At 66.1% G+C, this 24776-nt stretch carries 19 protein-coding genes and 3 pseudogenes; 14 read left to right on the forward strand and 8 right to left on the reverse strand.

The features are described from left to right. Nucleotide 1: 1 nt before the first annotated feature. From IPK20_06425 to IPK20_06435, 3 genes are read left to right on the forward strand one after another with little or no spacing between them, the layout of a single operon-like run. Nucleotides 2-634, forward strand: coding sequence for an SPOR domain-containing protein (locus tag IPK20_06425; GenBank protein MBK8016382.1), 633 nt, complete (start codon nt 2-4; stop codon nt 632-634). Nucleotides 635-665: 31 nt separating this feature from the next. Next, nucleotides 666-1316 carry a thiol:disulfide interchange protein DsbA/DsbL gene (locus IPK20_06430; GenBank protein MBK8016383.1) on the forward strand — a complete coding sequence of 217 codons (651 nt, stop codon included), beginning with the start codon at nt 666-668 and terminating at the stop codon, nt 1314-1316. Between the two features lie 55 nt (nt 1317-1371). After that, nucleotides 1372-2160 carry an SDR family oxidoreductase gene (locus IPK20_06435; GenBank protein ID MBK8016384.1) on the forward strand — a complete coding sequence of 263 codons (789 nt, stop codon included), beginning with the start codon at nt 1372-1374 and terminating at the stop codon, nt 2158-2160. A 9-nt stretch (nt 2161-2169) separates the two neighbouring features. Here the strand turns inward: IPK20_06435 and IPK20_06440 are convergent. The 4 genes and pseudogenes from IPK20_06440 to IPK20_06455 form a co-directional block, all read right to left on the reverse strand. Next, a pseudogene (locus IPK20_06440) lies at nt 2170-2819 on the reverse strand (HAD-IA family hydrolase). Further along, nucleotides 2816-3283: a tetratricopeptide repeat protein gene (locus IPK20_06445; protein ID MBK8016385.1), complete on the reverse strand. Its 468-nt coding sequence runs from the start codon at nt 3281-3283 to the stop codon at nt 2816-2818. The pseudogene IPK20_06440 and the gene IPK20_06445 overlap by 4 nt, the downstream one beginning before the upstream one ends. 217 nt (nt 3284-3500) lie before the next feature. Further along, nucleotides 3501-4271: a ParA family protein gene (locus IPK20_06450; protein MBK8016386.1), complete on the reverse strand. Its 771-nt coding sequence runs from the start codon at nt 4269-4271 to the stop codon at nt 3501-3503. A 25-nt stretch (nt 4272-4296) separates the two neighbouring features. Next, nucleotides 4297-4578 (reverse strand): cupin domain-containing protein, encoded by a 282-nt coding sequence (locus IPK20_06455; protein MBK8016387.1) that lies wholly within the window; start codon nt 4576-4578, stop codon nt 4297-4299. Nucleotides 4579-4855: 277 nt separating this feature from the next. On the opposite strand from IPK20_06455, the gene kdpF reads away from it, so the two are divergent. From kdpF to IPK20_06485, 6 genes and pseudogenes are all read left to right on the forward strand, one after another. Then, nucleotides 4856-4948: a K(+)-transporting ATPase subunit F gene (kdpF, locus tag IPK20_06460; GenBank protein ID MBK8016388.1), complete on the forward strand. Its 93-nt coding sequence runs from the start codon at nt 4856-4858 to the stop codon at nt 4946-4948. Next, a complete protein-coding gene (kdpA, locus tag IPK20_06465; protein ID MBK8016389.1) occupies nt 4945-6741 on the forward strand; it encodes a potassium-transporting ATPase subunit KdpA in 1797 nt (598 codons plus the stop codon). The genes kdpF and kdpA overlap by 4 nt, the downstream gene beginning before the upstream one ends. A 16-nt stretch (nt 6742-6757) precedes the next feature. Then, nucleotides 6758-8824: a potassium-transporting ATPase subunit KdpB gene (gene kdpB / locus IPK20_06470; protein ID MBK8016390.1), complete on the forward strand. Its 2067-nt coding sequence runs from the start codon at nt 6758-6760 to the stop codon at nt 8822-8824. 11 nt (nt 8825-8835) lie between these two features. After that, nucleotides 8836-9411 carry a potassium-transporting ATPase subunit KdpC gene (gene kdpC, locus IPK20_06475; GenBank protein MBK8016391.1) on the forward strand — a complete coding sequence of 192 codons (576 nt, stop codon included), beginning with the start codon at nt 8836-8838 and terminating at the stop codon, nt 9409-9411. 52 nt (nt 9412-9463) lie between these two features. Further along, nucleotides 9464-12164, forward strand: a pseudogene (kdpD, locus tag IPK20_06480) (two-component system sensor histidine kinase KdpD). Continuing rightward, a complete protein-coding gene (locus IPK20_06485; GenBank protein MBK8016392.1) occupies nt 12161-12853 on the forward strand; it encodes a response regulator in 693 nt (230 codons plus the stop codon). Before kdpD ends, IPK20_06485 begins: the two are co-directional and overlap by 4 nt. A gap of 123 nt (nt 12854-12976) precedes the next feature. Here IPK20_06485 and IPK20_06490 read toward each other — a convergent pair. Next, a pseudogene (locus IPK20_06490) lies at nt 12977-13902 on the reverse strand (LysR family transcriptional regulator). A 107-nt stretch (nt 13903-14009) separates the two neighbouring features. On the opposite strand from IPK20_06490, the gene IPK20_06495 reads away from it, so the two are divergent. Then, a complete protein-coding gene (locus tag IPK20_06495) occupies nt 14010-14630 on the forward strand; it encodes an NAD(P)H-dependent oxidoreductase (protein ID MBK8016393.1) in 621 nt (206 codons plus the stop codon). A gap of 22 nt (nt 14631-14652) precedes the next feature. Beyond that, on the forward strand, nt 14653-15534 hold the full coding sequence (locus tag IPK20_06500; GenBank protein MBK8016394.1) for a pirin family protein: 882 nt from the start codon (nt 14653-14655) through the stop codon (nt 15532-15534). A gap of 78 nt (nt 15535-15612) precedes the next feature. On the opposite strand, the gene IPK20_06505 is transcribed toward IPK20_06500, so the two are convergent. Beyond that, on the reverse strand, nt 15613-17286 hold the full coding sequence (locus IPK20_06505) for an alkaline phosphatase D family protein (GenBank protein ID MBK8016395.1): 1674 nt from the start codon (nt 17284-17286) through the stop codon (nt 15613-15615). A gap of 211 nt (nt 17287-17497) precedes the next feature. Between IPK20_06505 and IPK20_06510 the strand changes: the two genes are divergently transcribed. The 3 genes from IPK20_06510 (at nt 17498) to IPK20_06520 (ending at nt 21149) form a co-directional block, all read left to right on the forward strand. After that, on the forward strand, nt 17498-18091 hold the full coding sequence (locus IPK20_06510; protein ID MBK8016396.1) for a PEP-CTERM sorting domain-containing protein: 594 nt from the start codon (nt 17498-17500) through the stop codon (nt 18089-18091). A 102-nt stretch (nt 18092-18193) separates the two neighbouring features. Continuing rightward, on the forward strand, nt 18194-19432 hold the full coding sequence (locus tag IPK20_06515; GenBank protein MBK8016397.1) for a branched-chain amino acid ABC transporter substrate-binding protein: 1239 nt from the start codon (nt 18194-18196) through the stop codon (nt 19430-19432). 82 nt (nt 19433-19514) lie between these two features. Beyond that, nucleotides 19515-21149 (forward strand): alpha-D-glucose phosphate-specific phosphoglucomutase, encoded by a 1635-nt coding sequence (locus IPK20_06520; protein MBK8016398.1) that lies wholly within the window; start codon nt 19515-19517, stop codon nt 21147-21149. Nucleotides 21150-21227: 78 nt separating this feature from the next. Here the strand turns inward: IPK20_06520 and IPK20_06525 are convergent, their stop codons facing one another. Together IPK20_06525 and IPK20_06530 are read right to left on the reverse strand one after the other, a co-directional pair. Further along, nucleotides 21228-23039 (reverse strand): dihydroxy-acid dehydratase family protein, encoded by a 1812-nt coding sequence (locus IPK20_06525; protein MBK8016399.1) that lies wholly within the window; start codon nt 23037-23039, stop codon nt 21228-21230. A 108-nt stretch (nt 23040-23147) separates the two neighbouring features. Next, complete coding sequence (locus IPK20_06530; protein MBK8016400.1) at nt 23148-24689, reverse strand: amidohydrolase family protein; 1542 nt, start codon at nt 24687-24689, stop codon at nt 23148-23150. Nucleotides 24690-24776 lie beyond the last annotated feature (87 nt).

A 24776-nucleotide genomic window follows, 5' to 3' on the forward strand; every position in this document is an offset into this window, starting at 1 on the left:
CGTGGCTACCAAAGACTACAAATCGCCGTCTCCGCGTTCCTCCGGCCGGTCCGGCAGCTCGATGCTGGTCGGCATCGTCATCGGCCTCGTCGTCGGGCTGGCCATAGCGCTGGGCGTGGCGATCTATCTCTTCAAGATGCCCGAGCCGTTCAAGCCCGTGGAGCAGGCGAGAGAACTGAAGCCGATTCCTCCCCCCAAGCCGCCCGCTGCACAGAAGTCACCTTCTGCCACTCCGGAAGACGCGGGCAAGTCCGACGCGGCGGGAGCGGCGCCGGGCAAGTCGGACTTCGACTTCTATGGAATCCTGGCGGGCAAGGAACAGCCGGTGAAGGAGAGCGAAGTCCCCAGAGCTGCCGACGCCAGGCCCGACGGCGGCAAGCCGGCAGGCACGTATTTCCTCCAGGTCGGGGCTTTCCAGAACGCCGCGGATGCCGATAACCTCAAGGCGAAACTCGCCTTGGCGGGTTTCGAGGCTCAGATCCAGACGGCAGTCCTGCCCGACGACAAGACGTGGCATCGTGTCCGCCTCGGTCCATTCCAGAGCGTTGAGTCCATGGAACCGGTCAAGGCGCGACTGAAAGAGAACCATATGGAAGCGTCGCTGATCAAAGTGCAGGAAAAGCGGGCGCCTTGAGACCGGCCGATTACCGAACCCAGGAGGTGAAATGAAGCGTATTCCGGCATTGCTGATGTCCGCAGTACTGGTCTTTGCGGGCGGCAGCGCCCTGGCCAAGGTCGAGCCCGACAAGGATTACAAGCCCCTGGCCCAGGCCCAGGCGCCGGAAGCGGCGGGCAAGGTCGAGGTGCTCGAGTTCTTCCAGTACGGTTGCGGACACTGCTTCGACTTCGAGCCGGCCATGAAGGCGTGGAAGGCGAAGAAGCCGAAGGATGTCGAGTTCCGGTACGTGCCCACGGTCTGGGACGAATCGCGCATTCCCCAGGCCAAGATCTACTACGCCCTCGAGGCACTCGGCCTGGTGGATCAGTTTCACGAGAAGGTCTACGACGCCGTGCACGAAAAACACCTGAAGCTCTGGGATCGCGAAATCCTGAACAAGTGGGTCGCGCAGCAGCCGGGCATCGACGCCAAGAAGTTCGCCGAAGCCTACGATTCCTTCGGTGTGAACAACAAGGTGCAGCGGGCCATGCAGATGACCAAGGCCTATCGCATCACCGGCACGCCCACGGTGGCCGTGGCGGGCAAGTATCTGACGGGCCCTTCCTTTGCCGTCGAGGGCGGCAAGCCCGACTACGCGCGAGTGCACCAGATCATCGATGAACTGATCGGGATGGAAAAGAAGAAGTCGGGCAAGTGATGCCACCGGAAGCCGGCCCTCGAGCCGGCTTCTTCGTTTCTGCGGTCCGCTGCGAATGAAACCCGCGAGCGCTTCTGCCAGCGCATTCATCACGGGTGCGTCCGACGGCATCGGCGCCGCACTGGCACGCGTCTATGCGCGCCGCGGTTGGACTCTCGGTCTGGTGGCGCGCCGGCGGGACCGGCTCGACACTCTGGCGAGCACGCTGGGCGTGCCGTGCGGAATCTACGCGGCCGACGTCCGGGACCGCGACGCAATGACCACGGCTGCCGCGCAGTTCACGGCGGCCTACGGCACGCCGGACATCGTCATTGCCAACGCGGGCGTCAATGCCGGCAATCTCACCGGGTTCGCCGACGACCTCGAGACCCTGCAGTGGATCATGGACGTCAATGTCGTGGGGGCCGTGAAGACCTTCCAGCCGTTCGTGGAGGCGATGCGTGCGCGCGGTTCGGGCGCGCTCGTGGGCGTGGCGAGCGTAGCGGGGATCCGTGGCCTTCCGGGCGCAGGCGCCTATTGCGCCTCCAAGTCCGCCCTCATCACCTTCCTGGAGAGTCTGCGCGTCGAGTTGCGTGGTACTGGTGTCGATGTCGTGACGCTGCTTCCCGGCTACATCGCGACCGGGATGACGGCAGGCAATCCCTATCCGATGCCGTTCCTGCTGAACGTCGACGAGGCTGCGGAGCGGTTCGCTCGCGTCATCGATGCCAGGCGGCCGTACGCGGTCGTGCCCTGGCAGATGGCGGCCGTGGCGAAGCTGCTGCGCGTACTGCCCAGGTCCGTGTTCGACCGGGCATTCGCACGCGCCGGCCGCAAGCCCAGGCGAGCGCCCGGGCAGAACTGAGCGGCCGCGTCAGCGCAGCGCGAGGCCGGTGAGGGCCTCAAGTTCCTGCAGTGCCACGTCCGGATCGTCCACCTTGATGGTGGCCATGCCCAACGCTCGGGCAGGTTTCAGATTGATGCCAAGGTCGTCGAGGAAGACGGTTTCGCCAGGGGTCACGCCCAGTTGGTCGCACGCCATGCGGTAGATGGCGGGCTCCGGCTTGCGCACGCCCACCTTGCTCGACTCCAGCACGAACTCGAACAGGCTTGCGACATCCCGCCAGGCCGCGGCACGTTCCGCGGAGACGACTTCCGGTCCCACGGCCCCGAAGTTGTTCGTGATGCACGCCGTGCGAAGGTGAGTACGGCAGCGCCGCAGGGCCTCCACCATCGCCGGACGCACCTCGCCGAAAGCAGGCGGACGACGTCGCGTCCCGGTACCGCGTGGCCGAGCGCCGCAGACTCCTCGGCGAAAGCGGAGTCGAACCCTTCGAGATCGATCTCGGCGCGTTCGAGCCGGGCCCAGGCGTTGTGATCCGGATTGACCGTGTTCACGGTCCGGATGAAGTGTTGGGGCAGGCCATGCTCACGCTCGTAGCGGGCAAACGCGATGAAGGGGCTCGTGGTGAAGACGCCGCCGAAGTCCCAGACGACGGCGCGCACGGACGATGCACGCTTCATCGGTGCGATTTCTTGTATTCGTTGATCGCCCGCTTGAGATCCTTGTACTCCTCGCACGGAATCGGGGTACACAGGCGGTTCAGTTCCGCCAGATGCGTCTCGGCCTTGTCGAGCTGATCCGTCTGCAGGTAAGCCTCGCCGATGTATTCGTGAGCCGCCTTGTGCTGCGGGTTGATCCGCAGCGCTTCGTCGTAGGCGCTGAACGATTCGGCGAACTTTCCAAGCTTCCGGTAGGCGAAACCGAGCCAGTTGTGCGCGTCCGCGTTGCCGGGGTCGGCAGCGACGGCCTTGCGCAGCGCGTTCAGCGCACCCTCCCAATCCTGCTTCTCGATGGCCTGCCGGCCGGCGACGAAGTTCGCCTCCGTGCTCGAGGCACCCGATTCGCCCATATTGGCGAAGGCCGGTGTACCGGTCAGGCACGCGAGGGCCACAACGCAACTCACCGCACGATTCAGTCGGGACATGACGGTTCTCCTGGTTGATCGGACGTGAACCGTGGATTCTAGGGAAGGTGCGATCGATACGCACCCCACCGATGCCGCCGCATCGTCGCAGGGCGTCGATCGACAGCCACGATGCGGCCAGCCGCCGCGATCTGGACGTCCGGAATGCCGGACGTGCACGGGTATCCGGCGGACACGGTGTTCCGGGCCGGCATGTTCCCCAGGTGCCGCGGAGGCATCAGGGAGGAGCCAGGAAGCCGGTCGAGTCCAGCTCCTGCAACAGCGCCCGGTAATCGGCGGCACCCTGGCTGGACGGAGCGAATGCGAAGATGTCCTTGCCGTGCATCGGACTTTCCGCCAACGACACGGCTTCGTGGATGCGCGTTTCGCAGACGATCGGGCCGAACGCCTGCTGCAGGTCGCGATAGATGCGAAACGACAGCTTGCGGCGGGCGTCGTAGCGCGTCACGACCACCCGCCGGTGAAACTTGCGGTTGCCCTTGCGCTCCAGGACATCCAGCGCCGCGTTGATCCTGTGGACACCCTGCAGGGACAGGAAATCCGCGGATACGGGAATCAGCACGTGATCCGCCGCCATCAACGCGTTCAGCGTCAGCACCCCCAGCATGGGACAGCAATCGATGAGTACGTCGGGATGCTCCATCCAGCCTGCAGCCTCCACGCCGGCCTTCAGCTTTCGCGTCATGCTGACATCCGATCCATGAAGCGCATCCACCTTCGACAGGTCCAGCGAGGACGGGACGAGACGGAAACCCGGAGGGACCTCGCGTGCAAGCCGGTCAAGGGGCACGTCCTGGGTGAAGAAGGCATAGACGCTTTCCGTCCCCGGCACGTTGCGGACACCGGCCGCCAGCGACAGGTGAGACTGCGGATCGAGATCGATGGCCACCGGCGGTCGGTCGGCGCGGGTGAGCGCGGCGGCGAGATTGAACGTGGTGGTCGTCTTGCCGACGCCGCCCTTCTGGTTGAAGACCGCGACGACGCTCATGAATGCTGAACGGGCATCGGCGTGATCAACCCTTCAGCTCGATCTCGACGAACGCGAACTCGTGATCGTTCGCATTGATGACATCGTGTTCCACGCCCGCCTGCCGCGAATAGGACACGCCGGCGTGCAGTTGCACCTCGCGGGTGCCTGCGGGTTCCACCAGCCGGACCCGGCCGTCGACCAGCGGAACGACGACATAGTCCATCTCGTGCCGGTGATATCCCGTGGCCGCCCCGGGAGCGAACCGCCATTCCGTCACCCGGACCCGGTCGTTGTCGATCTGTACTGTCGGCTTGGCGGAGATCATGCCCGGATTATGACGAGAGGGGCGCCCGATTGGCTAGCCCGCGCTTTCCGCATCCCCGAAACGTCGCGCTGCAGGGCATTTCGGTACGGTCTTGATGGTTTCTTGATATTCGTCGGCACACATTTGGCCCCGCCCTGATGGCAGCGCTCCTACACTGTCTCCCGGCATCTACGAAGGAGGTGGCCATGACCGACATGCTCGCCCTTGTCGTCTTCCTCGCCCTGATCGGGCTGGCGGGAGGATTGATCATGCTCTGCGACCGGCTGGGGTCCCGGCCGTGAGCGCCCTGTACGCGCTGGGCGCGCTCGTCGCCGCCGGCCTCTTGATCTATCTCGTGGTGGCGCTCCTGCGCCCGGAGGACTTCTCATGACGACCCACGCCTGGATTCTCCTGACGGTGTTCCTGCTCGCCGTCGCCCTGCTTGCGCGGCCGGTCGGGTTGTACCTCGCCGCGGTTTTCGAGGGGCGGCTGCCGTTCGGCGCCCGCTTCGAGACACGTCTGCTGACTCTGTGCGGCGTCCGTCCGGACGAGGAAACCGGGTGGTCCCGCTACGCGATCTCCCTGCTCGTCTTCAACGGGATCGGCGTCATCGCCGTGTATCTGCTGCAGCGGCTGCAGAGTGTCCTGCCGCTGAATCCGCAGGCGCTCCCCGCGGTGAGTGCGGATTCGGCGCTGAACACAGCCGTGAGCTTCGTCACGAACACGAACTGGCAAGGCTACGCGGGCGAGGCTGCCATGAGCTACTTCGTGCAGAGCGGAGCGCTCGCCGTGCAGAACTTCCTCTCCGCCGCGACAGGCATCGTCGTGGCCATCGCCCTCATCCGGGGATTCGCGCGCCACGGCAGCGGAACCATCGGAAACGCATGGCTGGATCTCACGCGGGCCACGGTCTGGGTGCTGCTGCCCGTCTCCATCCTGTTGTCCGTGTTCCTGGTGAGCCAGGGGGTCATCCAGAATTTCGACGCCTACAAGGAAGCCACGACACTCGACGGGACGTCCGTCGACAGGCCCAGGGTGGATTCAGCGGGCCAGCCGGTCGTCGACCTGGCCGGCAAGCCCGTGGTCGACACGGAGACGATCCGCACGCAGACGATCGCCATGGGTCCTGTCGCCTCGCAGGAGGCGATCAAGATGATCGGTACCAACGGCGGTGGCTTCTTCAACGCCAACTCCGCGCACCCCTATGAGAATCCCACCCCGCTCACGAATCTCGTGGAGATGCTCGCGATCTTCCTCATCCCTGCGGGCCTCTGCATCGCCTTCGGGCGCATGGTGGGCGACGAGCGTCAGGGCTGGGCCATTTTCGCCGCCATGGGAGTCCTGTTCGTCGTGTTCGCCGTGGGTGCGATGACATTCGAACAGGCCGGCAATCCGGTGTTGACGTCCCTGGGTGTCGATCAGGGCATCTCCGGCGAGCAGCCAGGTGGAAACATGGAGGGCAAGGAGACGCGGTTCGGGATTGCGCAGTCGGGCCTGTTCGCCGCCATCACGACGGCCGCCTCTTGCGGTGCGGTCAACGCCATGCACGACTCGTTCACGGCTCTCGGCGGCATGGTGCCGCTGGTGCTGATGCAACTCGGCGAAGTCGTATTCGGCGGCGTCGGAGCCGGACTGTACGGGATGCTCGTGTTCGCCGTTCTCGCAGTGTTCATCGCGGGCTTGATGATCGGCCGCACGCCGGAGTATCTGGGCAAGAAGATCGAGGCGTACGAGATGAAGATGACGTCCATCGCCATACTGGTGACGCCCCTGGTGGTCCTGATCGGTACGGCAGTCGCGGTAGCGGTCGAACCCGGCAGGGTGGGCGTGGCCAATCCGGGCGCGCACGGGTTCTCGGAGATCCTGTACGCGTTCACTTCCGCGGGGAACAACAACGGCAGTGCCTTCGCCGGCCTGTCGGCCAACACCTTCTTCTACAACAACGCTCTGGCCTTCGCGATGTGGCTTGGCCGATTCGGCGTCATCGTGCCGGTGCTCGCGATGGCCGGCGCGCTCGCCGCGAAGAAGCGCATTGCGGCCGGCAACGGCACCATGCCCACGCACGGCCCGCTGTTCGTCGTCCTGCTGATCGGCACCGTGCTGCTGATCGGACTGCTCAACTACGTTCCGGCGCTGGCCCTCGGGCCGGTGGCGGAGCATCTCGCGCAGGCTGCCCTGCGCTGAGCCCAGGGGGATCACCATGACCATCCGCCACCATTCCTTGTTCGACACCCAGCTTGCCGGACCGGCGCTCGTCGAAGCGCTGCGCAAGCTCGATCCGCGCGTGCAATGGCGCAATCCGGTGATGTTCGTCGTCTACATCGGCAGCGCGTTCACCACACTGCTCTGGATCGAGGCCCTGCGCGGCCAGGCCGAAGCCTCGGCCTGGTTCATCGCCGGCATCACCCTCTGGCTCTGGTTCACCGTCCTCTTCGCGAACTTCGCCGAGGCGCTCGCCGAAGGCCGGAGCAAGGCGCAGGCGGCAGCCTTGCGGGGCCTCAAGAAGGAGACGTGGGCCAAGAAGCTCCATGGAGAGACCGTGAGTTCGGAATGGCACACGGTGCCTGCCACGGATCTGCGCCGTGGCGACTGCGTCCTGGTCGCCGCCCAGGAGGTCATTCCGGCCGATGGCGAAGTCATCGACGGCGTGGCCTCGGTCGACGAAAGCGCGATCACCGGAGAATCGGCGCCGGTGATCCGCGAATCCGGCGGCGATTTCTCCGCCGTGACCGGAGGCACGCGGGTGCTGTCCGACTGGATCGTCGTGCGCGTCACCGTGAACCCGGGGGAGACTTTCGTGGACCGCATGATCGCCATGGTGGAGAACGCCAAGCGCCAGAAGACACCCAACGAGATCGCCCTGACCATTCTGCTGGTGGCGCTGACGATCATCTTCCTGGGCGTCACGGTCACGCTGCTGCCTTACTCGCTCTACAGCGTTGCCGCGTCCGGGGCCGGTGCGCCCGTGTCGCTGACCGTTCTCGTGGCGCTGCTCGTGTGCCTCATTCCGACCACGATCGCCGGCTTGCTCTCCGCCATCGGCGTTGCCGGCATGAGCCGCATGATGCAGGCGAACGTGATCGCGACGTCGGGCCGTGCTGTCGAGGCGGCGGGCGACGTCGATGTGCTCCTGCTGGACAAGACCGGCACCATCACCCTCGGCAATCGCCAGGCGGCAGCGTTCCTGCCGGCACAAGGCGTGACGGAGGCGGACTTGGCCGATGCTGCCCAGCTCGCCTCGCTGGCCGACGAAACACCCGAAGGCCGCAGCATCGTCGTGCTGGCCAAGCAGCGGTTCAATCTGCGCGCCCGCGACATCGCAGCGCTGGGCGCGACGTTCGTCCATTTCTCGGCGCAGACTCGCATGAGCGGTGTGGACCTGGGGCTCCGCCGCGTCCGCAAAGGGGCCGCGGATGCGATCCGCACGCACGTGGAATCCCAGGGTGGCCGCTTTCCACCCGACGTGGTGGCTTCGGTCGAGGAGACCGCCCGCCGCGGATCCACGCCGCTCGTGGTCGCGGATGACGCCAGGGTCCTGGGCGTCGTGGAGCTGAAGGACATCGTGAAGGGCGGCATCAAGGAGCGTTTCGCCGAATTGCGGCGCATGGGAATCCGCACCGTGATGATCACCGGCGACAACCGGCTGACCGCGGCCGCCATTGCGGCGGAGGCCGGTGTGGACGATTTTCTTGCCGAGGCCACGCCGGAGGCGAAGCTTCAGTTGATCCGCAAGTTCCAGGGCGAGGGCCGGCTGGTCGCCATGACGGGCGACGGCACGAACGATGCGCCCGCGCTCGCTCAGGCGGACGTGGCCGTGGCCATGAACACCGGAACACAGGCCGCGAAGGAGGCCGGCAACATGGTCGATCTCGACAGTAACCCGACCAAGCTCATCGAGGTCGTGGAGACGGGCAAGCAGATGCTGATGACCCGGGGTGCGCTCACGACGTTCAGCGTCGCCAACGATGTCGCGAAGTACTTCGCCATCGTTCCCGCCGCCTTCGTCGCGACTTACCCGCAACTGGCCGCCCTCAACGTGATGGGGCTTGCTTCGCCCGCGTCGGCCATTCTGTCCGCCGTGATCTTCAACGCGCTGATCATCGTCGTGCTCATTCCGCTCGCATTGAAGGGCGTGACCTATCGCCCTTCGGGCGCGGCGACGGTGTTGCGGCGCAATCTGGCGGTCTACGGTGTGGGCGGCATCGTCGCACCGTTCATCGGAATCAAGGCGATCGACCTGCTGATCGCCACTCTGGGTCTTGCCTGAGGAGGTATGCCATGGGGACTCTGCTTCGTCCTGCCCTGTCGTTGTTCGTCGCGCTGACGCTGCTCACCGGCGCGCTCTACCCTGTCCTGGTGACGGTGGTGGCGAGGCTCGCCTTTCCCCACGAAAGCGAGGGAAGCCTGATCCGCCGTGACGGCCGGATCGTCGGCTCGTCGCTGATCGGCCAGAACTTCACCGATCCGAAGTACTTCTGGGGCCGTCCTTCGGCGACGGGAGGCATGCCCTACAACGCGTCTGCATCGAGTGGCTCCAATCAGGGCCCCGCCAATCCCGCGCTCACGGATGCGGTCAAGGCGCGCATCGACGCGCTGCGCGCCGCGGCTCCGGGGGACCGGCGCCCGATTCCGGTGGATCTCGTCACCGCCTCGGCGAGCGGGCTGGATCCCGAGATCACCATTGCCGGAGCGCGCTATCAGGTGCCCCGCGTGGCAGCGGCCCGCGGCCTGGACGCCGCCGCCGTGACCGCACTCGTCGAACGCGTCGCCGTGCAGCGCAAGTTCGGCTTTCTCGGCGAGCCGCGCGTCAACGTCCTGCAACTGAACCTCCTGCTGGACGGTCGCGGATCGTGAGCGGCGCACCTGCCAAGGCGGCTTGCCGCCCACGCCCGGATTCCCGACCGTGATGGAAGACCGTCCGGACCCCGACGCCCTGCTCAAGCGCATCGAGGCCGAGGAGGCACGCGCCCCCAGAGGGAAGCTGAAGATCTTCTTCGGAGCTTCCGCCGGCGTCGGCAAGACCTTCGCCATGCTCGCGGCCGCGCGGCGGATGAAGGAGCAGGGTGTCGACGTGGTGATCGGTGTTGTCGAGACGCACGGACGCGTCGAAACCGAGACCATGGCGCAGAACATCGAGCGAGTGCCGTTGCGGCAGGTCCGGTACCGGGATCGCACGCTTCCGGAATTCGATCTCGACGCCACGCTCGAGCGCCGTCCTGCGCTCGTTCTGGTGGACGAACTGGCGCACTCCAACGTGCCGGGATCGCGCCACCCCAAGCGCTGGCAGGATGTCGAGGAACTGCTCGCCGCAGGAATCGACGTGTACTCCACCGTGAACGTCCAGCACCTGGAAACGCTCAGCGAGGTGGTCGGCGGCATCGCCGGCATTCGCGTGCTCGAAACCGTGCCCGAACATGTCTTCGATGGTGCGGACGAGGTGGTGCTCGTCGATCTGCCGCCGGACGAACTGCTGCAGCGCCTGAAGGAAGGCAAGGTGTACGTGCCGGATCAGGCGCAGCGTGCCGTCGCCAGTTTCTTTCGCAAGGGCAATCTGATTGCGCTGCGCGAGCTCGCCTTGCGGCGCACCGCCGATCGCGTGGACGCGGACATGCTGACGTATCGCCGCAGCGCGGCCGTCTCGCAGGTCTGGCAGACTCAGGAGTCCCTGCTCGTCTGCATCGGTCCCGACGGGGCCGGCGAGAAGCTCCTGCGCAGCGCCGCGCGATTCGCCGCCCGGCTGAACGTCCCCTGGCACGCGGTCTATGTGGAGACTCCGAAGCTGCAGCGTCTGTCCGAGGCGCGGCGGCACGGTGTTCTCCGGGCGCTGCGTCTCGCCCGGGACATGGGCGCGGAAACGGCGACGCTCGCCGGGAGCGACGAGGCCGAGGTGATCGTCAAGTACGCGAGGGATCACAACCTCGCCAATGTCGTCGTGGGACGAAACCTGGGGCGGAAGAGGGCCCCGTGGCAGCGGTCCTTCGCCGACCGGGTCGGCATGGCCGCACCTGAACTGGACGTCATCCAGACCGCTCCGGGGCTCGAGGCGCGGCCGCGGCGGGGCGAAGAGGAGGACAGCCTGCTCGCGGATCTCGGCGGCCGGTTCCGCGCCCCGTGGCCCGCGTACGGCAAGGCCGCCGGCGCATCGGCTCTTGTCGCGCTCCTCGCCGCGCCCCTTCACGACGTGGTCGAGCTGACCAACGTCATCATGCTGTTCCTGCTCGCCGTGGTCGTCGTCGCTGTTCGGTACGGCAGAGGACCTGCGGTCGCCGCTGCCGTCCTGAGCGTGGCCGCGTTCGATTTTCTCTACGTGCCGCCACGCTTCACGTTCGCGGTCAGCGACGTTCAGTACCTGATGACCTTCGCCGTGATGCTGGTGGTGGCGCTCGTGATCGGCCAGCTCACTGCCGATCTCACCTATCAGGCCAAGGTGGCGAACCGGCGGGAGGCGCGGGTCCGGGCCCTCTACACCATGTCGCGGGATCTGTCCGCGGCGCTGCTGCCCGACCAGATCTCGGAGATCGTGACCCAGTTCATCAAGGCAGAATTCGACACGCGCGGCCGTCCTCGCAGCCGACGCGAACGGGGCGCTGCCGGCAGGCGATGTCAGCCTGCAGATCGATCGCGGCGTCGCGCAGTGGGCATTCGATCACGGCGAACCGGCAGGCCACGGCACCGACACCCTCCCGGGCAGCGCGCTGCTGTACCTCCCGTTGCGGGCGCCGATGCGCATCCGTGGCGTGCTCGCCGTGGAACCGAGGCGATCGCTCAGGTTCTATTCACCGGAACAGCTTCGTCTGCTGGAGACTTGCGCCAGCCTGGTGGCCATCACGCTGGAGCGGCTGCACTACGTCGACGTGGCGCAGACGACCACCCTGCAGATCGAGTCGGAACGCCTTCGCAATTCGCTGCTCGCCGCGATTTCCCATGACCTGCGGACACCGCTCTCCGTTCTCATGGGGCTCGCCGAGTCCCTGGTGATGACACGGCCCGGCCTGACCGATGCGCAGCGGGAACTGACCGAGGCCATGACGGAGGAGATCCGGCGCATGACGTCCCTGGTCGAAAACCTCCTCGACATGGCCAGGCTGCAATCGGGACGCGTGGAACTCGACCTCCAGTGGCATCCGCTCGAAGAAGTCGTGGGAAGCGCCCTGAAGGCCCTGGAGCCGATGCTCGCCGGCCGCGAGGTGCAGGTCCGCCTGCCGGAGGATCTGCCGCTGCTCCGGTTGGACGCGCCGCTGATGCAGCGCGTATTCTCGAATCTGCTCGAGAACGCCGTGAAGTACACACCCCGCGGCAGCGTCATCGGCATCGCGGCAGCCGCGAACGAGCAGGAGGTCGAGATCTCGGTGTCGGACGACGGGCCGGGGCTGCCCCGGGGCAAGGAGGAAAGATTGTTCGACAAGTTCGAGCGCGGGCAGCGGGAGAGTCCCACTCCCGGCGTGGGACTGGGGCTCGCCATCTGCCGCGCGATCGTGGAAGCTCACGGCGGTCGCATCCGTGCCTCCAACCGTGCCGAAGGCGGGGCCCGGTTCTCGTTCACCGTGCCGCGCGGCACACCTCCCATCGTTCCCGTCGACGAACCTCCCGGAGACAGGGAGCCGTGAGCGAGGCGGTCCCCGTGGTGATCGTCGTCGAAGACGAGGAAAGGATCCGGCGTTTCGTGAGCATGGCGCTCCAGACCGAAGGCTTGAGTGCGGTCGAGGCCGAGAACGCCCGGCGCGGGCTCATCGATGCGGGGACGCGCCGGCCGGATCTGGTCATCCTCGATCTCGGCCTGCCGGACATGGATGGAACCGAGTTCATCCGCGACCTTCGCACCTGGTCCGACGTCCCCGTCATCGTCCTCTCGGCGCGGACAGCCGAAGCCGAGAAGGTGGCTGCGCTGGATGCCGGTGCCGACGACTACCTCACGAAGCCCTTCAGTGCCGCCGAATTGCTGGCGCGGGTGCGGGCGCACCTTCGCAGGCGGGCCGCGATCGCCGGATCCGGCGCGTCCAGCCTCGCGTTCGGGCAGATCGAGATCGATCTCGGCAAGCGGGTCGTCAGGAAGGGAGGAGCCGTCGTCCACCTCACGCCCATCGAATACCGGCTGCTCGCCTACCTCGCCGCCAACCCCGACTGCGTCCTGACTCACCGCCAGATCCTCAAGGCCGTCTGGGGGCCGCATCATGTGGAGGACAGCCACTATGTGCGCGTTTTCATGGCCCAGTTGCGCAAGAAACTGGAGGCCGACCCGTCGCGGCCGCGGCACTTCGTGACCGAGTCGGGCGTCGGCTACCGCTTCGTCGGTTGAGCGGGCGGGCGTGCCACCGGCCTGCCCACGCGCGACCGCAAGCACGTCGGTTCGGTCGATTGTCCGCGATCGCGTCCTGATTCCGATGATGCTGCGCGCACGTTGCCGCAGGATCGGAGGCGTTCACGCTTCGGAGGGATTGCAGGGGGCAAGGACGGCTGCCAGCACTTCGATGAAGAGCCGGGTACGAAGCGGCAGAAGCCGGCGTCCCGGGAACACGGCCCAGGCGGTAGAGGTCCCGAGCGTCCACTCGGGAAGCACGCGCTCCAGGCGCCGCTCCGCGATGTCGGACATCGTGAAGAAGTCCGTGGCTGCAGCAACGCCCGCGTCCTGCCGGGCCATGCGCAGCAGAAGGTCCGGCGCATTCGCGGTCGTCCTGCGCGGCGGATCGATCTCCGGGTCTCCGTGGTTCCGTCGCGATGCCGCCGCTCGAGCCGCCATGGGATCGGTTCGCCCGCGCGCGACATCATCATCAGCGCCGGGAGCTGCCGCAGCGCTTCCGGGTCATCCGGGTTTCCATGCGTCTGCAGGAAGGCAGGCGAGGCGTACAGACCCATGTGGAAGACGGCCAGGCGGCGGGCCGCCAGTTGCGCGTCGTCGTCCAGGGCGCCCATTCTCACGGCCAGATCGAAACCTTCGCCGACGAGATCCACACGCCGGGGAGACAGATCCAGTTCCAGCGAGACATCGGGATGGTCCACCGCGAACCGCGCCAACGTGGGCGCCAGCGCGTAGGACGCGAAGTCTCCCGGCATGGACACCCTCAGCCGGCCCCGCGGCGACGTCTGCCTGTGCTGCGCGAACGAGAGGGTGTCTTCGACTTCCGCGGCGATCGAACGCGCGCGCAGCAGGACGTCCTCACCGAACGCGGTCACCGACAGCTTGCGGGTGGTCCTTTGCAGGAGCTTTTCGCCAAGACGGCGTTCAAGGCCGGCAATCCGGCGCGACACCGTGGACTTGGGCAACCTGAGCCGCTCCGCGGCCCGGCTGAAGCTGCCCGCTTCCATGACTCGGGCGAAGAGAAGAAGGTCGTCGGCATCGGAGTTCATGGGCGGATTGTTCCATCAAAGCAACAATGAAATCCAGAATGACGGCTTCTGTTGCCGCGGGGGCGCCAATACAGTTCATGCCATCACAACCTCCGGAGTGAAACGCCATGAACATCCTGCAGGTGAATTCCAGTGCGCGAGGGTCCGCCTCGCTATCGACCCGTCTGGCCAGCGAACTCGTTCAGCGGCTGCTCGATTCGACGCCTGCCGCGGTCCGCAAGGTGCGGGATCTGGGTCAGAATCCGCCTGCCGTCATGGACGAGACCGCGCTCGGAGCGCTTTTCACTCCTGATTCGCAGCGAACGCCGGAACAGAAGGCGCGCGTTGCGGCCGACGACGCCCTGATCGCGGAGATCCAGGCAGCCGACACCGTGGTGATCGCCGCCCCCATGATCAACTTCGGGGTAAGCGCCCTGCTCAAGAACTGGATCGATGCCATTTCCCGGGCGCGTGTCACGTTCCGCTACACGGAGCGCGGTGTCGAGGGATTGCTGGGAGGCCGGAAGGTCTACGTGGTACTCACCCGGGGCGGTGTCCACCGCGGCCTGCCGACCGACAACGTGGTGCCCTATCTTCGAACCGTGCTGACCTTCCTGGGCATGACCGATGTGCACTTCGTGTATGCCGAAGGGCTTTCCATGGGGCCGGAGGCCGAGGCGCGCGGGCTGGACCGGGCGCGCGAGGAAATGAACGAACTGATCGCGCCGGCGTTGTCCCTGCCGGCCTGACGAGACGACAAAGGAGAGAAGCATGAGTGCATTGCCCATCACCATCCACGCCGTGGCAAGGCCCAGGCCCGTGGAGCGCCTCGTGGCGGGGCAGGCGACGAGCGACGGTGCCGGGGTCAAGCTCACCCGTGTGCTCACGCAGTCGCTGCAACGGCGTCTCGATCCGTTCCTGATGCTCGACGCCTTCGGCAGCGACAACCCGGACGAGTACATCGCAGGTTTCCCCTCGCACCCGCACCGCGGATTCGAGACAATCACCTACATGATCGCCGGCCGGATGCGGCATCGCGATTCCGGCGGCAACGAGGGCCTTCTGACCAACGGAGGCGTGCAGTGGATGACCGCCGGCCGCGGCGTGATTCACAGCGAATTGCCCGAACAGGAAGAAGGGCGGATGGAGGGCTTCCAGCTCTGGCTCAATCTGGCGGCGAAGGACAAGATGATGCCCGCGTGGTATCGGGACATCCCGTCCGAACAGATTCCCGAGGTTCGTGGGGAAGGAGTGACCGTTCGGGTGATCGCGGGCGAAAGCATGGGCATCGCCGGTGCCATGAAGCGGGACGTGACCGAGCCGCTCTACCTTGACGTGCATCTGGAGGCCGGAGCGAGCCTTGCCCAGTCCATCCCGGCGGGGCACAACGCGTTCGTTTACGTGTATCGAGGCCGCGTTGCGATAGGCGCGACGTCCGTCCCGGCACAACGCATGGCAATCCTGGCCAACGCTGCGGATGCGGATGGTGTGGAACTGGTCGCGGGAGACGAGCCGGCACGTGCGCTCATCATCGCGGGGCGCCCGCTCAACGAGCCAATAGCGCAGTACGGACCCTTCGTGATGAACAACGAGAACGAATTGCGCCAGGCCTTCCTGGACTATCAGTCGGGACGGCTGGTCGACGCCGGCTGACACCGGCGCCGCCCCATCGCTTGTCCTGGCACGGTAGCGGTCGGCACCGGGCTTGACTGCCCGGTGCCGACGCCTCGTCTAGACGGGAATCAGCTTGCGGTTTGCCGGACCCGGCAGCGTCTTGAACGCCGGACCTTCGATCGGGAAGTAGCCCGTCGACTTGACCGTGCTCACGTAGAACCACTTCGCGGAGCATTCGGCATGATTGGCCGTCACGACCATGAACCCGCGTTGATGGGTGTTCGCGTACTGCAGCGGACCGATGATCTGGGTGAGTCCCGCCGCCACGGCAACCGGATTCTCCAGCGGGAAGTACTCCTCCAGGCCGGGCGAAGACACACCCGGCGTCGCGAACTCCACACCCACCGCGTTGCCGGCGTAGTCGGCGAGATCGTTGGCCCAGGCGTTGTGGGTGTCCCCCGAGAGCACGACCAGATTGCGGTTCAGCGCCCGCATCAAGCCCAGCACGTTCTCCCTTGCCATGAAGTAGCCGTCCCAGGCATCGAGGTTGTAGGGGATGGCGGGCTGGGCGAGGATCGCCTGTTCGGGCGCCGTCAGCAGTTCCGGATGAGTGGCTGCCTTCTGCAGCAGGGCCACGTAGTTGGAAAAGGAGATCTGCGCAAGCACCAGCGGTGCGGGAATGTTCATGCGGCCCATGAGCACCTGCTGGCCCAGCACCTGCCATGTCGCCGTGGAACCGGCCACCTGCGCGTTGAGCCAGCCCGACTGTTCCGCACCCAGGAGCTGACGGGCCGGTTGGGTGAGCGCTGCCTGGAATGCCGCCGCGTCGAAGCCTCCCACACCGAAGTAGTCCGTGTACGACAGCTGCCGATCCCTGCCGATCACCCGGGTGTCGAGCATGTGCAGGGCGATGAGGTTGCCGAAGGCGAATGACCTGTAGATGCGGTCCGGGCGCGAAGCATCGACGGGCCGGGTCGGCATCCACTCGTGATAGGCCCGTACCGCGGCGGCCTTGCGCAGGGAGAAGAGGCCTTCGGTCGCAGGGTCGTGGTTCTCGGCGCCGTCCTTCCACGTGTCGTTGGCGATCTCGTGATCGTCCCACACCGCGATCATCGGCATGCGCGCATGCAGCGTCTGCAGATCCGGATCGCTCCGGTACTGGGCATAGCGCTGACGGTAGTCGGCGAGCGAGACGATCTCGCTGGCCGGCTCCACCTCGCGTCCCATCGCGGCCGCCGTGTCCGAAGCATATCCGCCCCGTGGATACTCGTAGATGTAGTCGCCCAGGTGCACCGAGGCGAAGAGATCGTCCAGCTTCGCAGCCTCGCCGTACGCATGGAAGTAGCCCGCCGGGTAGTTGGAGCAGGAGAACACGGCAAGCTTGAGCTGTTCGACGTGACCCACAGGCAGCGTCCGGGTACGTCCGACGGGAGACTCCGCGGCTCCGGCGCTGAACCGGTAAAAGAGCGTGGCCCCGCTGGGGAGCCCGAGGACGTCCACCTTGACCGTGAAGTCCCGCCCGGAATTCGTGAGGACACGGCCTCGGCGCAGAACGCGGCGGAAGGCGTCGTCCAGCGCAATCTCCCAAGTCACCGGAACGGGCGCATCCTGTTGCGGCGTCACGCGGGTCCAGATCACGACTCGGTCCGCCAGAGGATCGCCGCTGGCCACGCCGTGGAGGAACGAGAAGGGAGTGGCGGCGGCCTGGGCGGGGAGCCCGGCGGCCGTCGCGCCCAATGCGCCGACGCCCCGAATGAAGTCGCGGCGGTCGATCCGTCTGTGGAAGCTCATGGCATCTCCGGGTGCTTTCAGAATGAGCGCCGGAGTATTGCGGTCAGGGGTGTCAGGCCGATGAACAGGCTCGATCGGAAGGTAGCTCCTACGGCTCACTGCCCGCACGCGTGGCCGTCACGCGGCGGTCGTAGACTCAGACGGAACATCGGTGTGCCCCGCTTCCACCGTTTCGGACGGGCGCACTTCATGACATCCACCGAGGACGACCGTGAAGAACTCCCTGAGAATCGCCGCGCTGGCCGGCGCCGCTGCCTTGCTTCAGCTTCCTGCCGCTCACGCGCTGTCGCTCGTCGACAGCGTGCTGAACGGGAATACCGCCGGAACCGACTTCAGTACGCCTGACACGGTCGCCGTCGACATCGGCTTCAATGCACCGGGCAGCGTGGTCCTGACCTACGAGGTGGACGCCGCGGACATCGACCGCGGCTCGGCCCTGTTCAACAGCATTGTCGACAACTTCACGGCTTCGCCCTTCGGCACGCTTTCGTTCGCGCTGGATGCAGGCAAGTTCGTGCCTGGCGGTTTCATATCCAACGACGGCACCGCGACCGCGACGATCCAGCAGGACCGCCTGGTCTCGTTCACCTTTACGCCCGCTCTGGTGACGCAGGCGTATGTCGGCGACCCCTTCTTCGATGGTGCTGGCGAAAACTGGTTGATCCGTTTCGACGGAATGACTGCCGGCGAGCGGATTTCCCTTTCGGTGACCGCCGCAGTCCCGGAGCCCGAAACCTGGGCGCTGCTGGCGGCTGGCCTCGGCATTCTTGCCATGTCGGCCCGCAGAAGGCGGCAGGCCGGCTGAGCCGTCGATCATTCCGCGCGCGGCCCCCATGGCGTCCGCGCCGTCCCGTGCCGGGCTATAGTTCTCCCTCAGCAATTCAGACCAACGACGGGAGGATTCACGATGAGCGGGACTCGATTCAAGTCGCTGCTGCTGGCGGCGATACTGGGCACGGCCGCGGCAGCGAACGCCGCCGACACCATCAAGGTGGCGCACGTCGATCCACTGAGCGGGCCGTTCGCGCTGGTCGGAGAGAGCGACGGGCGGATGCTGCAGGCGGCGATCGACGACATCAACGCCCGCGGCGGCGTGCTGAACGGCACCAAGCTCGAGCTGCTGCACTTCGACAGCAAGAGCAGCCCGCAGGAGACGGTGCTCATCATGAAGCAGATCATCGACTCGGGAATCCGCTTCGTCTCCCTCGGTTCCGGCTCCCACATCGCCCATGCCATCGTCGAGACGCTCAACAAGCACAACAGCCGCAATCCGGATCAGGCCGTCGTTCTCCTCAACATCGCGGCGCAGGATCCTCCCCTCACGAACGAGAAGTGCAGCTTCTGGCATTTCCGCTGGGAAGCGCACACCGACATGCGCGTGAACGCGCTCACCGACCACATCGTCAAGCTGAAGGGCACGCCGAAGGTCTACCTCATCAATCAGGATTACGCGTTCGGGCAGGCCATCAGCCGCGCCGCCAAGGAAATGCTGGCCGCGAAGCGTCCCGACATCAAGGTGGTGGGCGACGACCTCCACCCGCTCGGCAAGGTGAAGGACTTCGCACCGTACGTTTCCAAGATCAAGGCCTCCGGGGCGGACACGGTGCTGACGGGCAACTGGGGTCCCGATCTGTCGCTGCTCATCAAGGCCAGCAAGGAGGCCGGGCTGGGCGTCGTCTACTACACGCTCAATGCGCACAACGCGGGCGTGCCTTCATCGATCGGCAAGGCCGGTGACGGGCACATCCGGCAGATCATCACCTGGCACGCCAACATCGCGGACAACAAGGTCGAAAAGTTCGCCAACGACTACAAGAAGCGCTTCAACGAGGACATGTGGCTGTTCCTGCCGAAGCTGCAGATGGACATGCTGGCCAAGGCCATCGACACGGCGCAGTCCGCGGACCCGGTGAAGGTCGCCAAGGCGCTGCACGGCATGCGGTATGCCGGCGAAACCGGCGAGGCGTGGATGCGCGCCGAAGACCATCAGCTGATCGTTCCGCAGTACATCGCGACGTTCAGCAGGGTGGGCGGTCCGGTGAAGTACGACGCCGAAGGCACGGGCTACGGCTGGAAGACGGATCTCAGGCTCGAAGGCAAGGACGGCGCGCTGCCCACGACCTGCAAGATGGAGGTTCCGAAGTAACGGTGCGGCCCGCCGTGCGAACGCCCGCGCGGCGGGCCGCGCTACCATCGGACCTGACACAGATCCCCCACCAGGAGTTCCGATGGCGCATCCTCTCGCCGGCCGTCCGGCACCGGCCGAATCCCTGACCGATATTCCCGCGCTGCTCGAGGCCTATCGGGCGACTCCGGACGTGACCGATCCGCGCCAGCGCGTGGCCTTCGGGACGAGCGGTCACCGGGGCAACGCCTTCGACCGCAGCTTCAACGAAGCGCACATCCTTGCTGTCACCCAGGCGGTGTGCGACTACCGCCGATCCCGGAACATCGGCGGGCCCCTGTATCTGGGCAAGGACACACACGCGCTGTCGGGTCCGGCTCAGGACTCGGCGGTCGAGGTTCTCGCCGCCAATGGCGTATCGACTTTCCTCCAGGCGGAGGGCGGCTTCACTCCCACTCCCGTCATTTCTCGCGCGATCCTTGAGCACAACCGGAATCCCGGCGAGCGCGCCGACGGCATCGTGATCACACCCTCGCACAACCCGCCTCAGGATGGCGGGATCAAGTACAACCCGCCACATGGCGGACCGGCAGATACGGATGTCACCGGGTGGATCGAGCGCAGGGCCAACGAGCTGCTGGCGGAATCGAACGCCGGCGTGCGGCGCACGCCCCGCGCACAAGCGCTCGCATCGCCTGCCGTCACGGCGATCGATTTCGCGGCGGAGTACATCGCGGACCTCGACAGCGTGATCGACATGGCGGCGATTCGGGATGCCAGGGTCCGGATCGGCGTCGATCCGATGGGCGGGGCGGCAGTCGCGTACTGGGAGCCCATCGCACAACGCTACGGACTGGATCTGCAGGTGGTGAACGACCGCGTGGATCCGGCATTCGGATTCATGACCCTCGATCACGACGGCAAGATCCGCATGGACTGTTCCAGTCAGTACGCGATGGCGAGCCTGGTGGGCCTCAAGGACCGCTTCGACGTGGCCTGGGGCAACGACGCGGACGTAGACCGTCACGGCATCGTCACGCCGTCCGCCGGTCTCATGAACCCCAACCACTACCTCGCGGTCGCGATCCATTACCTGCTCGGTCACCGTCCCCAGTGGCCTGCTGCGGCGGCCATCGGCAAGACGCTCGTGTCGAGCGGACTGATCGACCGGGTCGTGGCGGCGGCGGGACGCCGGCTGCTGGAGGTCCCCGTCGGCTTCAAGTGGTTCTCGCCCGGGCTTCTCGACGGGAGCATCTGCTTCGGCGGAGAGGAGAGCGCGGGAGCGAGCTTCCTGCGCCGCGACGGCACCGTCTGGACCACCGACAAGGACGGCATCATCCTGGCGCTCCTGGCGGCGGAGATCACGGCGGTGACGGGGAAGGATCCCGGCATGCACTACGCCGAGCTTGCTGCCCGCCATGGCACGCCCTTCTACGTGCGGATCGACGCTCCGGCCAGCCCCGCACAGAAGGCGGCGTTCAAGAAGCTCACGGCGGAGGCGGTCAAGGCCGGTGTGCTCGCCGGAGATCCGATCGTCGCGAGACTCACGGCGGCACCGGGCAACGGCGCCTCCATCGGCGGGCTCAAGGTGGTGACGGAGCAGGGCTGGTTCGCAGCGCGCCCGTCCGGTACGGAGGACATCTACAAGCTGTATGCGGAGAGCTTCCGCAGCGCCGGGCACCTGGACCGCCTGGTGAACGAGGCCCGCGCGATCGTCACCGACGCGCTTTCCGCCTAGGCGGAAAAGCAAAACGGCCATTCCGGAGAATGGCCGTCGAGCACTTTCCAGCCGGCACTCGCCGGCCTCGCTGCGCGCTCAGTGGTTGTCGCGCGGCACGCCCTTGGTGGTGGAGATCCTCTGATACTTCACGGCAGGCTTCAGCACCATGCCGTTGGACAGTTCGTCCACCATGCTGCGCTGGATTTCCTGCCACGGCGTCTGGCTCTCCGGCACCGCATACCCGCCCTTCTTCTTGAGCGCGTCCATGCGCTTCTTGTACTCCTCGGTGCTGATGAGGATGTTTGCGGTGCGCTTGTTGAGATCGATGCGAACCTTGTCGCCCGTCTTGAGGATCGCCAGGCCGCTGCCTTCGCTCGCCGCTTCCGGCGAGGCATTGAGGATGGAGGGCGAACCGGACGTGCCCGACTGGCGGCCATCTCCGATGCAGGGCAACTCCGTCGCACCGCGCTTGATCATCTCGGCGGGCGGCTGCATGTTCACGACCTCGGCCGCGCCGGGGTAACCCTTGGGGCCGGTGCCGCGGACGAACAGCATGCAGTTCTCGTCGATCTTGAGCTTGGGATCGTCGATGCGGTGGTGGTAGTCCTCGGGGCCGTCGAACACGATCGCCCGGCCTTCCCAGGCGTTGGGGTCCTTCGGATTGGACAGATAGCGGTAGCGGAACGCCTGCGAGATCACGCTCGTCTTCATGATCGCGCTGTCGAACAGATTGCCCTTGAGGTTCAGGAATCCGGCCTGGGACTTCATCGGCTTCTTGTAGGGCCAGATCACCAGCGGGTCCTGCACGGGCGTGTTCTTGCAGTTGTCGGCCAGCGACTTGCCGTTCACTGTGACGGTGTTCTTGCGGATCTTGCCGGCCTTCAGCAGTTCGTTCACGACGCCCGGAACGCCGCCCGCGCGGTAGTACTCCTCGCCCAGGTACTCGCCTGCCGGCTGCATGTTCACCAGCAGCGGGATGTCGTAGCCCACCTTCTCCCAGTCGTCGGTCGTGAGCTTGACGCCGATGTGCTTGGCAATAGCGTTGAAGTGGATCGGCGCGTTGGTCGAACCGCCGATGGCCGAGTTCACCACGATCACGTTCTCGAAGGCCTCGCGGGTCATGATCTTGGAGGGACGCAGGTCCTCCCACACCATCTCCACGATGCGCTTGCCGGTCTCGTAGGCGTTCGCCTCGCGATCGCGGTGAGGTGCCGGGATGGCGGCGCTGCCGGGCAGAGACATGCCCAGCGCTTCGGCCAGCGAGTTCATCGTCGAGGCCGTTCCCATGGTGTTGCAGTGGCCGGCGGACGGAGCGGAGGACGCGATGACCTCGATGAACTGCTCGTGGTTGATCTCGCCTGCTGCCAGCAGCTGCCGGGCCTTCCAGACGATGGTGCCGGACCCGGTGCGTTCGCCGCGGAACCAGCCGTTCAGCATGGGTCCGCCGGACAGCACGATGGCCGGGATGTCCACGGTCGCGGCCGCCATGAGCTGGGCGGGTGTCGTCTTGTCACAGCCGGTGGTCAGCACCACGCCGTCGATGAAGTAACCGTAGAGAAGTTCGACCAGGCCCAGGTAGCAGAGATTGCGGTCCAGCGCCGCGGTGGGCCGCTTGCCGGTTTCCTGGATGGGATGCAGCGGAACCTCGAACGCGATGCCACCGGCTTCGCGGATGCCCTCGCGCACTCGGTGCGCGAGTTCCAGGTGATGCCGGTTGCAGGGCGACAGATCCGAGCCGGACTGGGCGATCGCGATGATCGGCTTGCCGGCCTGGAGTTCCTGGCGCGTCAGACCGAAGTTCATGTAGCGCTCGAGGTACAGCGCCGTCATGTCCGGATTCTCCGGATTCGCGAACCACTTGCGCGATCTCAGCTTGTTGGGATCCTTGTTGATCGTGTTCCTTGCCATGGTCGAACCACTCCTCCCGGTGCGTGTGTGTGTCGTACTGAGCCCAAAGATGTTCCGACCGGTGCGCCGTGACTGGCCGCCACCGGTCAGACATTCTCCAAGGGAATTCTACCCGCCCCATGCCTTGAGATTGAGGAACTCGCGGCGGGTCCTGGGGCCGTGGGTGAGATAGGTCGGGTCCGCACGTTCGGCACGGTACTCGCGGCGCTCCTCCGCGACCTTGTCGCTCGTCAGATGCTTGCGGAGCACGTGGTCCGGCACGGGATAGAGCTTGAGCGCATTGAGCCCGAAGATCTTGGCGCGCATGTCCCTGGTGATCTCGGGATAGCCGTGCTTTTCCCGCAGCGCGGGCGAGATCTGGAAGGTGCGAAACGCCTGGATCTGGTCCTGGGGCGAGCCGTACCAGATGGAATCCGTCCCCCACAGCACGTTGTTCTCGCCGCACGCCTTCAGCAGCTTGCCCAGCGTGTGCGCCGCCGTGTCGGGGTCGCGCATGGCGAATCGCCAGGTGGATCCCAGTTCCGCGTAGACATTGGACCCCGGGCCTACGCCGTTCTCCATGAGGCTGGTCACGAGCGCATCGACGCCGTCGGTGCGTTTCGGATCGTGCGGACCTTCCGGCGAACCGGTGACGAAGCCGGAGTGATAGATGAGGAAATTCACGTCGGGATAGCGCTTGGCGATGCGGCCGATGTCCACGCAGGTGGAGTGTTCGTAGGAGCGCTTGCCGAAAGGCAGACCCTTGTGCACGGCGATGTTGCGGATGCCCAGCCTGCGCGCCTTCTCGATCATGGCGATGCCCGGCGCGTCGTCGAGGTAGAAGCCGGGAGTGCCGTCCGGCCCCCACTGGGTGTACGTCTTCCACGCGGCGATGCGATAGCGCGAGGCCAGCTCGTCCATGCCGTCCAGGTCGCCGGGCTGATTGGGATTGACCCGGCCGTGGATGTACAGGCGGTGCATGCCGTCCAGGCGTTCGACGATCCGCGCGGTGGCGTGGGCTTCCTCGATGGTGAGCGGTTCGCCCTGCCGTGTCGACGGCACGAACGAGAGGACCATGAGGTCGGTGTCCGAATCCATGAACACGTCCTTCACGAATTCGTCGGAACCGATGCACTGGAGGTAGTCGAGCTGCCCCGGTCCCTGACAGGCGGTGGTCTTGGGCATCTGCTTGAGCGGCGTGGCGCCGGGCGGCAGCAGTTTCGTCCAGGCGCCGGTGGGATTCACGAAGTGGCCCTGCACGTCGAAGATGAACTCCTCGCCCTCCACGGTGGCGGCGGCGAGCTGACGGTCCAGAGCGGCTTCGGCCGGGACATCGTAGAAGCCGCCGGTTCTGCCGTGCCGCGCATAGGCCTCGTTCATGGCGAGCAGCGCCGTGGCGGCGCCGCAAGCCGACACGAGAAAGTTGCGCCGCGGTAGCGCAAGCCGCCGGGCATTGCGAGTGGCGTCGTCCAGACCGGCCTTCTTCGCTTCGTGATGCACCGGTTCGAGCGGTACCGGAGAGAATTCACCGTTGGTGGTGGTGTCGAGCTTGATGGGCAGGCGCGTGCCTTCGGGGTCGTTCAGGAATTTCAATGCCGTCTCCTCGTTGCTGGGTGACTGGGAAAGGGCATTGTGATCCGGAGGACGGCGAATGTCAGGCCGAATCGGCATGCGTCGACCCGTCCGGTTGCACCGGATCCGCCAAAGGGGTAGGGTCCCTGGCAGTAGAGACAGCATGCGTGCGGCTGCATCGATGCG

The organism is Betaproteobacteria bacterium, from assembly GCA_016713305.1.
Classification (GTDB): domain Bacteria; phylum Pseudomonadota; class Gammaproteobacteria; order Burkholderiales.